Origin of the sequence: Nonomuraea sp. NPDC048901 (genome assembly GCF_040649695.1) — a bacterium.
Taxonomy (GTDB): domain Bacteria; phylum Actinomycetota; class Actinomycetes; order Streptosporangiales; family Streptosporangiaceae; genus Nonomuraea.
Genome location: NZ_JBEZFW010000003.1, coordinates 806,525 through 819,824, shown reverse-complemented (window position 1 = coordinate 819,824; position 13,300 = coordinate 806,525). Strand labels below are relative to the sequence as shown.

Sequence of the window (13,300 nt, the reverse complement as noted above, 5' to 3'; positions counted from 1 at the left end):
GGTTATCGAAGTGCCGCAAGCACCTGATCGCGGACCAGGGTCCGCTGGGCGCCGTCGCTGAGGGGCCGTCCGGCACGATCGACCACGTAGAAGACGTCCACCGCCTCCGCGCCGAGAGTCTCCACGCGAGCGGCCCTCACGTCAAGACCACATTCGCCGAAAGCCCGTCCAATGCGCCACAGGAGTCCCGGTCTGTCATGGGCCCTGACTTCAACGACGGTAGCGGTCGCCGAGGCGTCGTCTACCAAGGTGACACGGGGTGGAGCGACAGGAACACGAGGGGGTCTCATAGACCTGGTACGGCGGGCAAGACGCTGCTCGATGTCAAGGCGCCCAGCAAGGACCAGACGGAGATCGGCCTCCAGCGTGGCGGGGTCCGGCGGGGTGCCGTATTCGGGGATGACGGAGAACTCGATCACCGCGGTGGAGCCGGCGGCGGCGGACGAGGCGGAGCGGACGATCAAGCGATGCGCGGCCAGCACGCCGGCGGCGCTCCACAGAAGCCCGGCCCGGTCGGGGGCGACGACCGTGACGGCTCCCCCATGAACGCGGATGGCGGCGCCGCCGTGACGGGCAAGCGCGGCCTGCTCGGCCGACAGGCTGGGCGCCTTGGGCGGCGGCGCGCCGGACAGCACGGAGCGGACGCGGCGCACGAGGTCGGCGACGAGCCCGGCCTTCCAGGCGTTCCAGGCGGCCGGGCCGGTGGCGTGCCCGTCGGAGACGGCCAGCGCGGCGAGCAGGTCCAGCACCTCGCGCGAGCCGACCGTGCCGGCGACCTTCTCGATCGTGACGGGGTCGTCGAGGTCCCTGCGGGTGGCGGTCTCGGGCAGCAGCAGATGGTGGCGTACGACGGTGGCCAGCGTCTCGACGTCAGCGGCGGGCAGGCCGATGCGGGTCCCGATGTCGCGGACCACGACCTCGCCGGTCGCCGAGTGGTCACCGGGCCAGCCCTTGCCGATGTCGTGCAGCAGCGCCGAGATCAGCAGCAGGTCGGGGCGGGAGACCTCGCGGGTGTGGCTGGCGGCGTTGGCGGCGGCCTCGATCAGGTGCCGGTCGACGGTGAACCGGTGGATCGGGTTGCGCTGCGGGCGGTGTCGTACGCGCTCCCAGTCAGGAAGCAGCCTGACAAGAATGCCCGCTTGGTCAAGCTCCTCCCAGACGGGCACGGCGGCACGGCCCGCGCCCAGGATGGACACCAGCGCGTCACGGGCCTCCTCGGGCCACGGCACGGGCATGGGGGGCGACTGAGCAGCCAGGACGGACATGGTGGCGGGGGCGAGCGGCAGCCCCGAGTCGGCCGCCGCGGCGGCGGCGCGCAGCACCAGGACCGGGTCCTTGCGCGGGTCGACGCCACGCGCGAGGACCACTTCACCACCGTGCTCGACCACGCCGTCGGCCAGCGGCCGGCGGCCCCGTGGAGCCGGTCCCGACACCAGCCTGTCAACCGTGCGCCAGGTGGCGTCGAAGGCGTGGGAGATCGTCCGGCCCGCCTCGGCGAGCCTGCGCATCAGGGCCTCGGCGTCGAGCAAGCCGAGCAGCCCGGCGACGGCTTCCTGCTCCTGGAGCACCAGTCTGTCGGTGCCTCGCGCGGTGACGGTGTGCAGGGCGTGGCGTACGTCGAGGATGAACTCATAGGCCTCACGCGCCCGGGGACCGGGCGCGGAGGCGACCCAGGCCGCTGCCACGGCCTGCATGGCTTGGACGTCGCGAAGGCCGCCGCGGCCGTCCTTGAGGTCGGGTTCGAGAAGGAAGGCCAGCTCGCCGCTGGCCTGTGCGCGCCGGTCCGCCGCCTCACGCAGCTCGCCGAGCCGGCGGCGGGAGTCGGCGCGCCACTCGGCGAGCACGGACTCCCTGGCCTTCTTCGTCAGCTCGGGATCGCCCGCTATGTGCCTGGCCTGGATGAGGCCAAGCACGGCTTTGAGATCGTCGCGGGCGACCGCCACGGCCTCGTCCACGGTTCGCACCGAGTGGTCGAGGCCGACGGCGGAGTCCCAGATCGGATACCAGACGCGGTCGGCGATCCGCGCCACGTCGTCCCTGCCGTTGTGCAGGAGGACGAGGTCGAGGTCGCTGCCGGGGGCCAGTTCGCCGCGCCCCAGGCTCCCTACGGCGACCAGTGCGACGTGCTCGCCGTCACTCGCCGTACGGAAGAGGTCTTTGAGCCAGCGGTCAGTGTCCGCGGCCCGCTCCTTGCGGGCCGCGGCGTAGGTACGAGCCTCACCCCTCACAGGGCCTCTGGACCCCGTTCTCCGGTGCGGACCCGGATCACCGTGTCGACCGGGACGGACCACACCTTGCCGTCACCGATCTTGCCTGTCTGAGCCGCCTTGACGATGACGTCGATCACGTCCTCGGCGTCCTCCTCCTCGGTCAGCACCTCGAGGCGCACCTTGGGGACCAGGTCCACCTGGTATTCGGCGCCGCGGTAGACCTCGGTGTGGCCGCGCTGGCGGCCGTAGCCGCTGGCCTCGCTGACCGTCATGCCCTTGACGCCGAACTGTTCGAGGGCGGCCTTCACGTCGTCCAGCTTGAACGGCTTGATGACGGCGGTGATGAGCCTCATGCTTCCACCTTCTTGGTTACCGGGGCCAGAGGGCCGTTCGGGGAGCTCACGCCCGAGGCGTGGACCGTGCCGAGGTCGTATCCCGTCTCGGCGTGGGTGGTGACGTCGATACCGGTGACCTCGTCCTCGACCGGGATGCGGAAGCCCATCGTCTTGTCGATGATCTTACCGATGACCCAGGTCACGATGAAGGAGTAACCGCCGACCGCGATCGGGCCGAGCACCTGGAGACCGAGCTGGGTGAAGCCGCCGCCGTAGAAGAGGCCCTTGTTCTGCTGGTCCAGGAAGGGGTACACGGCCAGGAAGCCGAGCGAGACGGCGCCGATCACGCCGCCGACCAGGTGCACGCCGACCACGTCGAGCGAGTCGTCGAAGTTGAAGCGGTACTTCAGGCCGACCGCGTAGGCGCACACCGCGCCGGCGATCAGGCCGAGCAGCATCGCGGCCCAGGGGTCGATGAACCCACAGGCGGGGGTGATGGCGACCAGACCGGCGACCGCGCCGGAGGCGACGCCGAGGCTGGTGGCGTGGCCGTCGCGCAGCTTCTCCACCACGATCCAGGCGCCGGCCGCGACGGCGGTGGCGATCTGGGTGTTCATGAACGCCAGGCCGGCCGTGCCGTCGACCGCCAGCTCGGAGCCCGCGTTGAAACCGAACCAGCCGAACCACAGGAGGCCCACACCGAGCAGCACCAGGGTCAGGTTGTGCGGCCGCATCGGCTCCTTGCGCCAGCCCTTGCGCTTGCCCAGCACCAGGGCCAGCGCCAGCGCCGCGGCACCGGCGTTGATGTGGACCACCGTGCCGCCGGCGAAGTCCTCGATGCCCAGGGCGTTCAGCCAGCCGGTGCCCCACACCCAGTGGGCGATGGGGAAGTAGACGATGCTCGCCCAGATGAAGCTGAACAGCACCCAGGCGCCGAACTTGGCCCGGTCGGCGATGGCGCCGCTGATCAGGGCGACGGTGATGATGGCGAACGTCAGCTGGAAGGCCGAGAAGACCAGGCTGGGCATGCCGGTGCCGTCGGGCTTGGTGGCCGTCTCGACCAGGCTCTGCAGCCCGAGGGCGTCGAGACCACCGACGAAGTTGTTCAGCCACGACATGCTGTTGTCGGTGAACGCCAGCGAGTGTCCGTAGAGCACCCAGGCGATGGTGACGGTGATGATGCTGACGAACGACATCATCATCATGTTCAGGACACTCTTGGCCCTGGTCATGCCCCCGTAGAAAAACGCGAGCCCTGGTGTCATGAGCAGCACCAGCGCGGTGGCCGCTAGCATCCAGGCCGTCGTGCCGCTGTCGATCTTCACGACGCGACCCTCCTTACATGTGACGTGTGGCCACAGCGTGTTCGCCCGGAGTTTCGTGGCTCGACCGGGTGTGTTTCACATTCGTGAATCTCGTCCCACTGGTGTTTCGTCCATGTTTCGGACCGCGCGTTCCGAATATTCGGGCATAGACTTAGGCTTGCCTAACCTAATCGATCAAGGGATCCCCCAATGCGTCTGGCGTTCCTGCTGCCCCTTCTCGTGCTCGCCGCCTGCGGCACCTCCACCACCGCCCAGCAGGCGGGGCCGACCAGGACGGTCACCCACGCCATGGGCCAGACGAAGGTGCCGATGGAGCCGAAGCGGGTCGTGGTTCTCGACACCGACAAACTCGACACGATGGTCTCGCTGGGCCTGGCCCCCGTGGGCGCGGCCCAGGCCACCGAGAGCCAGGCGTGGCCGAAGTACCTCGGCTCGGCGCTGTCGGCGACCAAGGCGGTCGGCACCCTCCAGCAGCCGAACATCGAGGCCATCATGGCGCTCAAGCCGGACCTCATCCTCGGCACCAAGTTCCGGCAGGCGGCCTTCTACGACAAGCTCAGCAAGATCGCCCCGACCGTGTTCACGGAGAAGGTCGGCGTCACCTGGAAGCAGAACTTCCTGCTCGACGCCGAGGCCCTGGGCAAGAAGGACCAGGCGGCCGGGCTGCTGTCGGCCTACGAGACGCGGGCCAAGCAGGTCGGCGCCAAGTACGCGAAGCTGAAGGTGAGCATCGTCCGCTTCATGCCGACGGAGATCCGGATGTACGGCCCCGAGTCCTTCAGCGGCATCGTCGTCGGCGACGCCGGCATCCCCCGCCCGGAGACGCAGATGCTGGCCACGCAGCAGGACAAGCGCTTCGGCAAGCTGAGCCAGGAGAACATCGCCCAGGCCGACGCCGACGCCGTCTTCTACACCGCCTACGGCCAGGCGGCGGCCAAGAGCCAGGCGTCGGTGACCGGCGGCCCGCTCTGGAAGAACCTCGGGGCGGTCAAGTCGGGCAACGCCCACAACGTGGACGACGAGGTCTGGATGCTCGGCATCGGCGTCACGGCCGCCGGCGGGATCCTCGACGACCTGGACAAGTACCTGGCCCCGCTCGCCTGATCAGCCCCAGAACCGGCGCAGGTGCGGCACCAGCTCGCCGGCCCGCTCGTCGGGGAAGAACAGCCGCCCGCCCTCGATCTCCACGATCTCCTTCACGCCCGGGATCGTGTCGCGCAGCCAGCGGGCCCAGCTCACGTCGAAGAAGACGTCGCCGGTCCCCCACACCACCAGGGTCGGCACGGCCAGCACGGTGAGCAGCGGCTCGATCGCGATCATGTCCTTGGCGTCGATCGAGGTCAGCAGCCGCTCGAAGGCCCGCCCGCCGTCGGGCTTGTCGAAGATCGGCCGCAGGTAGTGGTCGACCAGGTCCGCCGGATCGTCGATGCGCTCATAGCCGTCGCCGAGCGCCGTCCGGGCCAGCAGCTCCGGCTGGTCCAGCAGCGCGGCGGTCAGCGGCGCGAGCTCGCCCCGGGCGGCCAGGTCGACCGTGGGCTGGAAGGTCTCCGGCGGTGTGTTGGTGTGGACGTCGCAGTTGGTGAGCGTGAGTGAGCGCAGCCGCTCCGGGTGGCGTACGGCGAAGACCTGCGCCACCGCGCCGCCCGTGTCGTTGGCCACCAGGTCGACCTGGTCCAGCCCGAGCTCGGCGCAGAGCTCCTCCACCGCCTCGGCCATCGCGGGGATGGAGAGGTCGTCGCGCGGCGCGCTGCCGCCGTGCAGGGGCAGGTCGATCGCCACGCACCGGCGCTCGTCGCGCAGCTCGGCGATGACGTTGCGCCAGAGGTAGGAGCTGGTGCCTACGCCGTGCACGAACAGGGCGACCGGTCCGTCGCCGACGTCCACGTAACTGATGTCGTTCATGTCTTGTGTCCTCATGCCTAGATTACAAACCGACTGTCGGTATATGAAATTACAGACCGACTGTCGGTTTGTCTATGGCCTGCGGGCAGAGGTCCGCTTCTACAGTGGTTCCATGAACCTCAAGGCGGAACGCGGCGCGGCCACCCGCGACCAGCTCCTCGCGATCGCCACGCGGCTGTTCGCCGAGCACGGCTACGAGGGCACCTCGATCGAGGCGGTCCTCCAGGAGTCGGGGCTGAGCCGAGGCGCCCTCTACCACCACTACGCGGGCAAGGACGCGCTGTTCGAGGCGGTGCTGGAGGCGACGGAGGCGGGGATCGGCGTCAAGATCGTCGAGGCGGTCGCGGGCATCACCGACCCCGCCGAGGCGCTGCGGGCCGGCGTTCTGGCCTGGATCAGGCTCGCGGGCGATCCGGTGATCCAGCGCATCGTGCTGATCGACGCGCCGTCGGTGCTGGGGTGGGAGCGGTGGCGGGCGATGGAGGAGCGCTACTCCTTCGGCATGCTGAAGGGCGCGCTACGCGCCACGGACGCCATCCCCGACGGCTTCCTGGACCTGCACGCCCACATGCTGCTGGCCGCCATCAACGAGAGCGCCCTGCTGGTCGCCAGGGGCGGCGAGCGCGAAACGGCGGAGGCGGCGGTAGAGGAGTTCCTCCGGCGCATCCTGCACCACCCCTGAAGACGGCTGGGATCCACGGACCGGGGCCAAGAATGCGCACGTCACGGCGCCCAGCCCGCGCCACCGGAGGAGCGTGCCCCTGGACAGACGGCAACCGAGCACGGCGGGTGGGGCCCACCGTGCTCTGCCGTAAAAGAAAATTGGTTGTTATGCCGCCGCGGTGGCCATCTTCCGCAGCCGGGCCAGCGCGTCGCGCTCGATGCGGCGGGCGCGGTCGCGACCGATGCCGTAGCGTTCGCCCACCTCGGTCAGGGTGTGCTCGCGACCGTCCACCAGCCCATAGCGCCAGCGCAGCATGTCGCGGGTGTCACCCTCGAGATCGGTGAGCCACTGGTCGAGCCGCTCGCGCTCCAGGATGTCGATCGCCTGCTGCTCCGGATCGGCCCAGGTCTCGTCGGCGATCATGTCGCCCAGCTCGGTCTCGTCCTCGTCGCCCACCCCGAGCTGCAGCGACACCGGGTCCGACGCCCAGCGGCGCAGCTCCCGGACCCGCTCGATCGGCAGCTCCAGGATCCCGGCGAGGTCCTCGTCGGTCGGCTCGACGTCGAACTCCGCCAGCATGTCCCGGCGCACCCGCATCAGCCTGGTCATCTGCTCACCCGCGTGGGTGGGCAGCCGCACCGGCCGCGCCTGCTCGTGGATGGCCCGGCCCACGGACTGCCTGATCCACCACGTGGCGTACGTCGAGAACTTGTAACCCCGCTTGTAGTCGAACTTCTCCACCGCCCGGACCAGCCCCAGGTTCCCCTCCTGGACCAGGTCGATCAGCGGCATCCCGCGGCCGGAGTATTTGCGGGCCACCGCCACCACCAGGCGAAGGTTCGCCTGGATGAACTCGTCTTTCGCCCGCCGGCCGGAGACCGCGACGCGCTCCAGCTCCTCATCGGCCGCGTCACCGATGCGCGGCTCCGCACCCCCGCTGTCGAGCAGCTGCTCGGCGAAGAGGCCCGCCTCGATGCGCTTGGCGAGCTCCACCTCTTCCTCCGCCGTGAGCAGCGGGACCCGCCCGATCTCCGCCAGGTAGGTCCCCAGCAGATCGCGATCAGCGACGTGCTGCTCCTGCGTGCGACTCCCCGTAGGCCTTGCCATCCCCAGGCACCTCGTTCCGCAGCTACGTTCTTATCCGGCCAACGTCCGGCCAGATGCAAAGATTCCCTAAAGGGCTACGACCAGGGGACGGTTCTGGATGTCCTCCTAAAGGAGGAGACCACCGAGAAACACCTGGTGAACGAGGGGAACACCCGGCCGATAGGCGAGATGGACGTAGGACGGAGCGTCGAGCACGACGAGGTCCGCGCGGGCTCCCGGTAGCAACCAGCCTACGTCCGTACGCCGCAGCGCGCGGGCCCCGCCACGGGTCGCGGCCCTGATCGCCTCCAGCGGCGTCATGCCCATCTCCCGCACGGCCAGCGCCACGCAGAACGCCATCGACGAGGTGTATGAGGAGCCGGGATTGCAGTCGGTGGCCAGCGCGACGACCGCCCCCGCGTCGAGCAGCCTCCTGGCGTCGGGGTAGGGCGAGCGGGTGGAGAACTCGGCGCCGGGCAGCAGCGTCGCCACGGTGCCAGGGGCGTCCTTCGGGGCGCAGGCGGCCAGCGCGTCGACGTCGGCGGCGCTCAGGTGGGTGCAGTGGTCGGCCGAGGCGGCGCCCAGCTCGCAGGCGATCCGCACGCCGGGCCCCTCGCCGAGCTGGTTGGCGTGCACCCTGGCCTGCAGCCCCGCCTTGATCCCGGCCTCCAGCACCGCTCTGGTCTGGTCGCCGTCGAAGGCGCCGCGCTCGCAGAAGGCGTCCACCCACTTGGCGTACGGCGCGCACGCCCGCAGCATCTCGCCGGTGACCAGCCGCACGTAGTCGTCGGCCGCGATGCCCGACGGCACCACGTGCGCCCCGAGGTAGGTGGTCTCGTCGGTCAGCCCGGTGGCGATCTCCAGCGAGCGCCGTTCGTCCTCGACGGTCAGCCCGTAACCGCTCTTGATCTCCACAGTCGTGGTGCCCTGCGCCCGCATCTCGCCGACCAGGGCGGCGGCCCTCGTCGCCAGCTCCGCGTCGGAGGCCGCGCGCGTGGCGGCGACCGTGGTCCTGATGCCGCCCCCGGTATAGGGCACGCCGGACATGCGCGCCTGGAACTCGTGCGTCCGGTCACCGGCGAACACCAGGTGCGCGTGGCTGTCCACGAACCCCGGGATGACCGCCCGGCCCCCGGCGTCCACCCGCTCGTCGGCGTCCGGCGCCCGCTCCGCCGGGCCCACCCAGGTGACCAGGCCGTCCTCGGCGACCAGCGCCGCGTCCTCGATCTCCTCCCGCTCCGGATCCCCGGTGTAGAGCAGCTTGATCCCGTCGAACAGCACAGAGGTCATCGAACCCATCCAATCGCCTCGGTCAGCATGGCGCCCACGTCGCCCAGCGTGTGCCGCCCGTCCGACACGACGCGCCGGCCACCTGAGATCACCGAGTGCACGTCGGCCGCCGTCGCCGCGAACACCAGCGCCTCCACCCCGCCGGCACCCGCCGTACGGACCGAGTCGAGGCGTACGGAGACCAGGTCCGCCCAGGCGCCCGGCACCAGCAGCCCGGCGTCGGGGAAGCCCAGCGAGGTGTGGCCCGCGGCCGTGGCGGCGGTCAGGAGCTCCTCGGCGCGCCAGTGGCCGCGCTCGCCGGTGGCCAGCCGTTCGTCCAGCTCGACCGCCCTGGCCTCCTCGAACAGGTCGACGACGGCATGGCTGTCGGAGCCGAGCGTGATGGGCGCGCCGCGGTCGAACAGCGTCCTGGCGGGCCCGATGCCGTCGGCCAGGTCGCGTTCGGTGGTGGGGCACATGCAGATGTGCGTGCCCGACTGGGCGAGCAGCTCGATGTCGACGTCGCTCAGGTGGGTGGCGTGGACGGCGGTGGAGCGCGGTCCGAGCACGCCCCGCTCGTGCAGCACCTGCACCGGGCTGGCCGCGTACATCTCCACGCACGCGGCGTTCTCGGCCCGCTGCTCGGAGACGTGCGCGTGCAGCGGCGCCGCGTGGTGGCGGGAGAACTCGGCGACCACCGGCATCTGCTCCGCCGGCACCGCCCGCACCGAGTGGACGGCCGCGCCGATCTCCACGTCGGGCTGCCCCTCGTAGGCGGCGGCCAGCTCGTCGGCCCGGCTCGCCCACCGGTCGGCGTCCCCGTCCCCGAAGCGCACCTGCGCCCCCACCAGTCCCGTGCCGCCACCGGCCGCCGCGCCTGTGCCGATGCCGCCCGTCAGGTAGCAGGTGTCGAGCAGCGCGATGCGCAGGCCCGCGTCTCGGGCGGCCTGGATGAGCGCGTGGCCCATCGCGTTCGCGTCGTCGTACGGCCGGCCGTCCGGCGCGTGGTGCAGGTAGTGGAACTCGCCCACGCAGGTGACCCCCGCCAGCGCCATCTCCGCGTACGCGGCCCTGGCCAGGGCGAGATAACGGTCCGGGTCGAGCGCCGCGGCCACCTCGTACATCCGCTCGCGCCACGTCCAGAAGTCGCCCGCGCCCGCCTGCGTGATGCCGCGCAGCGCCCGGTGGAAGGCGTGGGAGTGGGCGTTGGCCAGGCCGGGCATCGTCAGGCCCACCAGGCGTTCGGCGCCGTCAGGGTCGCCCTGCGTCACGTCGGCGATTCGGGTCCCGTCCACCCTGATGAGCACGCTTTCGTGGACGCCGTCGGGCAGCCAGGCGTGCTCGCACCAGTAGGTCACCGACACAGGTCCTCCAGAACGTTCGCGAGAGCGACGACCCCCGCCTCGCAGTCTGCCTGCTCGGCATGCTCGTCCGGGGATTGGGACACGCCGGTGGGATCGCGTACGACCCCCGGCGGGGGCGAGGACGCGGTAGTGAATGAATCCATTCAGTTGACCGGGCCCGCGCTGGGCCGCAGCGTGAGCTCGGTCAGGTGCGCGTCGGGCCCGGCGTTGACGATGGCCAGCACCGCGCGGGCCACGGACTCGGGCTTGAGGTATTTGTCGGGCTCGTAGTCGCCGCCCTCTTGCTCACGGACGCCGCGCTGCATGTCGGTGTCCACCCGGCCCGGGTAAATGGTGGTCACCCTGAGCTCGGTCTCCTCCTGGCGCAGCGCGTCGGCGAAGGCCCGCAGCGCGAACTTGCTCGCCGCGTAGGCGCCCCAGCCGGGGTTCGCCCGGAGCCCGGCGCCGGAGTTGACGCAGATCACATGACCGCCGGCCCCTCTGAGCGCGGGCAGCAGCAGCCGGGTCAGCTCGGCGACGGCGATCACGTTGAGCTCCATCGTCCTGCGCCACACGTCGGTCTTCAGTTCCGCGACCTTGCCGAGCAGGCCGATCCCGGCGCTGTGCACCAGCAGGTCGAGCCGCTCGACGCCCGCCACGTCGGCCTCGGTGACCTCGGTCAGCTCGACCGGCCACACCCTGGCATCGGGCAGTTCGGCCGCCAGGGCGGCCAGCGTGTCGCGGTCGCGGCCGCCGAGGATGACGTGGTGCGTGGGCCCCAGCGCTCTGGCAATCGCTTCGCCGACACCACGGGAGGCGCCGGTGACCAGCGCGATCGGTCGTTCAGTCATGCGGCTCAGTTTATGACCTTGACATGAGTTCAAATTTGACTACAAACTTGTACATGTCTTCTTCAACCCGTGTGCTCATCCTCGGTTGCCTCCTCGACAAGCCGCTCAACGGATATCAGGTCCGCCGGCATCTGGAGGTGATGGGCGCGGAGCACTGGGCCAACGTGGCGTTCGGCTCGATCTATCACGGGCTGAGCAAGATGGCCGAAGAGGGCCTGCTTGAGGTGGTCGAGAGCGGCAAGGGCGGCAAGACGGTCTACGAGATCACCGAGGCGGGCCGCAGGGACTTCCACCGGCAACTGCTCGAGACCTGGTACGACATCAGGCCGATCATCGATCCCTTCCAGGTGGCGCTCACGTTCATGGACCGCCTGCCCAAGCAGGAGATCCTCGACGCGCTCGACGGCAGGATCCGGCAGCTCAGGATGTCGATCGAGACGATGGAGAGCATCTACGGCGTCAAGCAGCGCTACGGCGCCCCCCGGCACGTCGACGAGAACCTCCGCCTGACCGTCGCCATGCTCGCCGCGCACCTCGACTGGGCGGAGAAGGCGGTCACCAGAGTCGAGAACGACGAACTACCGTAAGGAGCCGCAAATGATCATTGAGGCGCACGGCTTACGCAAGACATTCATCACCAGAGGCAGAAGGGGCACCCAGACCGTGGAGGCGGTCCGTGGTGTCGACCTCGAAGTGGGCAAGGGCGAGATCTTCGGCGTCCTCGGCCCGAACGGCGCCGGCAAGACGACCACGATCAGAATGCTCGCCACGCTGATCACGCCCGACGCCGGCACGGCCACCGTCGCCGGGCACGACCTGCTCAAGGCACCCGGCGCCGTCCGGCGCAACCTGGGCTACGTCAGCCAGGCCGGCGGGGTTGAGGAGAGCACCACGCCACGAGCGCAGATCATCATGGCCGCGAAGATCCACAGTGTGCCCGACCCGGCCGGGGCCACGGCCGACGTGCTCGCCAGGTTCGACCTGACGGAGATCGCCGACCGGCCCGGCCGTACACTCTCCGGCGGCCAGAAACGGCGCGTGGCCATCGCGCTCGGGCTGGTGCACAGCCCGCCGCTGCTCTTCCTCGACGAGCCCACCACCGGGCTCGACCCCCAGAACCGCGCCAATCTCTGGGACCGCATCAGGCAGCTGCGCGAGCTCGGCACCAGCGTGCTGCTCAGCACCCACTACCTCGACGAGGCCGACGCGCTGTGCGACCGGCTGGTGATCGTCGACCACGGCCTGGTGGTGGCCGAGGGTACACCGGGCGAGCTCAAGCGCGAGGTCGCCGACGACGTCGTCACGCTCAGGCTGGACGAGACGGAGCGGGCCGCCGCGACGCTCAAGCCGTACGCCCGCGAGACGCGCGTCGACGACGACGTGCTGCGCGTGTACGTTGACGACGGCGAGCACGCCCTGCCCACACTGCTGCGGGCGCTGGAGGAGCAGCGCCTGGCCCTGTCCTCGATCGCGCTCGACCGCGCCACCCTCGACGACGTCTTCCTGGCCAAGACCGGCCGATCCCTGCGCGACACCGGAGCCGCCGCATGATCCGCCACACGCTGCTTTTTCTGGTGTACGAGCTGCGCAACACGTTCAGGAACCCGATCTGGCCGCTGTTCGGCATCGTCCAGCCGGTGGTGTACCTGCTGCTGTTCGGCCCGCTGGTGGCGGGTGCCGCCGGGCAGCCCATCTCCGCGCAGCTCACGAGCTTCGCGCCGGGCATGCTGGTGATCACCGCGCTGTTCGGGGCGATCGGCGTCGGCTACGGCATGATCTACGAGCTGCGCAGCGGCGTCCTGGAGCGCATCGCGGTCAGCCCCGCCTGGCGCCCGTCGATCGTGCTCGGCCGCACACTCCGCGACGGGGTCGTGCTCATGCTCCAGTCGGTCGTGGTGATCGTGATCGCGCTGGTCATGGGCATGCGCGCCAGCCTGCCCGGGCTCGTCGTCATGGTGCTGCTCATCGCGGTGACCGGCCTGTTCTCCTCCGGCATCGCGTACGGTCTGGCGCTGTCGCTGCGGGACGAGAACGGCATGGCGCAGATCATGCAGTTCTTCGCCCTGCCCGTCATGCTGCTGTCGGGGGCCTTGCTGCCGATGACGCTGGCGCCGGAGTGGATGCAGAAGGTGGCCGTGTTCAATCCGATGTACCACCCGGTGGTGGCGGGGCGGGCGCTGTTCGCGGGGAATCTGACCGACGTGTCGATCCCGATCGCGTTCGCGGTCATGCTGGTGCTGGCCGCGCTGACCGTGACCTGGTCGGTGCGCTCACTGCGCCGGATCGCCGGTTAGCCCCAAGCCGGTCGGGCCGGA

Annotated in this window: 13 protein-coding genes; 5 read left to right on the top strand and 8 right to left on the bottom strand. The window is 70.3% G+C overall.

Going from position 1 to position 13,300, the window contains the following annotated elements; all coding sequences use genetic code 11:
- Window positions 1-2: 2 nt before the first annotated feature.
- Genes AB0C30_RS13300 through AB0C30_RS13290 form a run of 3 tightly spaced genes read right to left on the bottom strand, consistent with a single transcriptional unit; the run spans window position 3 to window position 3,870 of the window.
- Window positions 3-2,228 (bottom strand): [protein-PII] uridylyltransferase, encoded by a 2,226-nt coding sequence (locus tag AB0C30_RS13300; protein ID WP_357942877.1) that lies wholly within the window; start codon window positions 2,226-2,228, stop codon window positions 3-5.
- Window positions 2,225-2,563 carry a P-II family nitrogen regulator gene (locus tag AB0C30_RS13295; RefSeq protein WP_184756141.1) on the bottom strand — a complete coding sequence of 113 codons (339 nt, stop codon included), beginning with the start codon at window positions 2,561-2,563 and terminating at the stop codon, window positions 2,225-2,227. The genes AB0C30_RS13300 and AB0C30_RS13295 overlap by 4 nt, the downstream gene beginning before the upstream one ends.
- Window positions 2,560-3,870 (bottom strand): ammonium transporter, encoded by a 1,311-nt coding sequence (locus AB0C30_RS13290; RefSeq protein ID WP_357942875.1) that lies wholly within the window; start codon window positions 3,868-3,870, stop codon window positions 2,560-2,562. Before AB0C30_RS13290 ends, AB0C30_RS13295 begins: the two co-directional genes overlap by 4 nt.
- 189 nt (window positions 3,871-4,059) lie before the next feature.
- Between AB0C30_RS13290 and AB0C30_RS13285 the strand changes: the two genes are divergently transcribed.
- A complete protein-coding gene (locus tag AB0C30_RS13285) occupies window positions 4,060-4,974 on the top strand; it encodes an iron-siderophore ABC transporter substrate-binding protein (protein ID WP_357942873.1) in 915 nt (304 codons plus the stop codon).
- Here AB0C30_RS13285 and AB0C30_RS13280 read toward each other — a convergent pair whose 3' ends face one another.
- Window positions 4,975-5,772 (bottom strand): alpha/beta hydrolase, encoded by a 798-nt coding sequence (locus tag AB0C30_RS13280; RefSeq protein ID WP_357942871.1) that lies wholly within the window; start codon window positions 5,770-5,772, stop codon window positions 4,975-4,977.
- 112 nt (window positions 5,773-5,884) lie between these two features.
- On the opposite strand from AB0C30_RS13280, the gene AB0C30_RS13275 reads away from it, so the two are divergent.
- Window positions 5,885-6,454: a TetR/AcrR family transcriptional regulator gene (locus AB0C30_RS13275; protein ID WP_357942869.1), complete on the top strand. Its 570-nt coding sequence runs from the start codon at window positions 5,885-5,887 to the stop codon at window positions 6,452-6,454.
- A 147-nt stretch (window positions 6,455-6,601) separates the two neighbouring features.
- Here the strand turns inward: AB0C30_RS13275 and AB0C30_RS13270 are convergent, their stop codons facing one another.
- The 4 genes from AB0C30_RS13270 to AB0C30_RS13255 all read right to left on the bottom strand — a co-directional run bounded on the left by AB0C30_RS13270 (window position 6,602) and on the right by AB0C30_RS13255 (window position 10,985).
- A complete protein-coding gene (locus tag AB0C30_RS13270; RefSeq protein WP_357942866.1) occupies window positions 6,602-7,543 on the bottom strand; it encodes a sigma-70 family RNA polymerase sigma factor in 942 nt (313 codons plus the stop codon).
- Between the two features lie 105 nt (window positions 7,544-7,648).
- On the bottom strand, window positions 7,649-8,812 hold the full coding sequence (gene hutI / locus AB0C30_RS13265) for an imidazolonepropionase (protein ID WP_357942864.1): 1,164 nt from the start codon (window positions 8,810-8,812) through the stop codon (window positions 7,649-7,651).
- Window positions 8,809-10,155 (bottom strand): formimidoylglutamate deiminase, encoded by a 1,347-nt coding sequence (locus AB0C30_RS13260; RefSeq protein ID WP_357942861.1) that lies wholly within the window; start codon window positions 10,153-10,155, stop codon window positions 8,809-8,811. Before AB0C30_RS13260 ends, hutI begins: the two co-directional genes overlap by 4 nt.
- Window positions 10,156-10,298: 143 nt before the next feature.
- Window positions 10,299-10,985 carry an SDR family oxidoreductase gene (locus tag AB0C30_RS13255; protein WP_357942859.1) on the bottom strand — a complete coding sequence of 229 codons (687 nt, stop codon included), beginning with the start codon at window positions 10,983-10,985 and terminating at the stop codon, window positions 10,299-10,301.
- Window positions 10,986-11,038: 53 nt separating this feature from the next.
- Between AB0C30_RS13255 and AB0C30_RS13250 the strand changes: the two genes are divergently transcribed.
- From AB0C30_RS13250 to AB0C30_RS13240, 3 genes are read left to right on the top strand one after another with little or no spacing between them, the layout of a single operon-like run.
- Complete coding sequence (locus AB0C30_RS13250; RefSeq protein ID WP_357942857.1) at window positions 11,039-11,572, top strand: PadR family transcriptional regulator; 534 nt, start codon at window positions 11,039-11,041, stop codon at window positions 11,570-11,572.
- 10 nt (window positions 11,573-11,582) lie between these two features.
- Complete coding sequence (locus AB0C30_RS13245; protein WP_357942855.1) at window positions 11,583-12,536, top strand: ATP-binding cassette domain-containing protein; 954 nt, start codon at window positions 11,583-11,585, stop codon at window positions 12,534-12,536.
- Window positions 12,533-13,279, top strand: coding sequence for an ABC transporter permease (locus AB0C30_RS13240; protein WP_357942853.1), 747 nt, complete (start codon window positions 12,533-12,535; stop codon window positions 13,277-13,279). Before AB0C30_RS13245 ends, AB0C30_RS13240 begins: the two co-directional genes overlap by 4 nt.
- Window positions 13,280-13,300: the final 21 nt, after the last annotated feature.